The organism is Pseudovibrio sp. WM33 (genome assembly GCF_001623165.1).
GTDB lineage: Bacteria > Pseudomonadota > Alphaproteobacteria > Rhizobiales > Stappiaceae > Pseudovibrio.
Map to the genome: position 1 here is coordinate 1 of NZ_LMCK01000125.1, position 1,635 is coordinate 1,635.

1 pseudogene is annotated in these 1,635 nt (G+C 54.6%); it reads right to left on the reverse strand.

Going from position 1 to position 1,635, the window contains the following annotated elements:
• Positions 1–1,306 (reverse strand): annotated as a pseudogene (locus tag PsWM33_RS21950) (baseplate multidomain protein megatron); the annotation flags it as partial.
• Between the last annotated feature and the right edge of the window lie 329 nt (positions 1,307–1,635).

The window sequence follows — 1,635 nt, forward strand, 5'->3', positions numbered from 1 at the left end:
CAGTGTAGATAACTTGATCACCATCCCAACTAACATCAAAATGGTCAGACTCCCCGAAGAATGAAAGAAGTTGCGGTTCGATTTCAAACGTTCCATCCGGGCTGCCCGGCTGCCCCGGTGCAGGGTGACAAGTGATCCGGCCGCGCCACGGATAAGCCTTTTGCTCTGCCTCTCCGTAAGGATCTGGCAGGCCGTTGCCTTCTGGAATATCCATCATGACAAACGGATAAAGCATCACCTTAAAGCCGCGCTCTTTCAGATCCTTGATTGCTTCAATCACAACACTGTCAGAAGGCGAGCCACCATAAGCGGGCTTCCCATCCACATAAGAGACAAGCCGCGCTTCATCCCGGCTTAGTCCGGCAACGCGCCATTCAATCGGGCTGGTGGTTTTGCGTGCCTCCACACGAGGCGCAATCGTGCACTCTCCCGCCCGCAAATCATCACCAAACCACGCCACCACCAGAGAGACGGTTTTGCATTCCGGGCAGGTGCTCTGCAAAAGGTCTATGGAGTGCTCCCAGTCAGTTGCTGCGGAAAGTGTGTGCCGGTTGTTATAGGCCGTGGTGGGACCGTCCTTGCCATCCTTCACGGGTGTTTTGGAATAACCGAACTCAGTAGAGCCGGGAATAAGAGAGATAGCCGTCAGCTTTTCTTCCTCATAGCCAACGCAGCGCACCACTTCAAAAGTCAGTTGAGGCAGGCGGTTTCCAAAGTCTGCAAGAGGCAGTTCTTCAAACACCACATAGGCAAGGCCGCGATAGGCTGGCACATCCGGGCTGCCCTGTTTGGCAGCAATCAACGGATCTGCTTCCTGTTCCTCATCACCCTTGTAAATGCGCATGGTGATTTTGGTTGTGTCTATTTCCTTGCTATCCGCCCACACCCGCAAAATGTCAGAGATTGGCCCCTCACAGATCCCAACCGCAAAGTTGGCATAGTAGCTGTAGGTTGTTTGCGTCACCGTAGAAGACGAACCACCGCCCGCCTTGCCGCCATGTTTTTCCGTTGTGGTGGTCACAACCTCATGCAGATTTGTTGCCCAGATCACCTGCCCGGAAACACGCGCACGCCCGGCGACAAGAGGAACCACTGCCCCTTCACTGGACCCCATCACCTGCAGGTTATCCAGCCGCTGCCCTTCCACATGGCTCTTGCTGCCCGGAGTGAAGGCAGAAACCAACATGTTGTCTAAGTAACTCCCGGCAATGCTTGCCGCTGCAGACAGAGCAAATGCTGCAACCTGCCCTGCACCTGTTGCACCCGCAATCGCAGTTGCCGCCGCTGTTAAAACAAGCGTTGCCATATGAGCACCTATGAATAAGAGGAAAAACGGCCCGTTGCTTCTAATCCCCAATTCAAAAGCATCAGCACCACGGGCCAACAATGATCTAGCCTTTGAATGGATCGCTCATTTTTTCGGTATGAGCACCGGCAGGTTTTAGCGGTCCTATTGCCTGCATTGGCTTCTATCGGTTCCCCAAAGTGCCGCACCACATTATGAAGGAAAAGAAAACGCAGCCACCGCCCGGCGCTGCCACCACCCCGAATAGGGAACCTCAACTACCCCCGCACCCTCTTGCGCGTGGATCATTACGCCCGGCCTGCTGATCAGGCCCGCGTGTTTTGCAATCG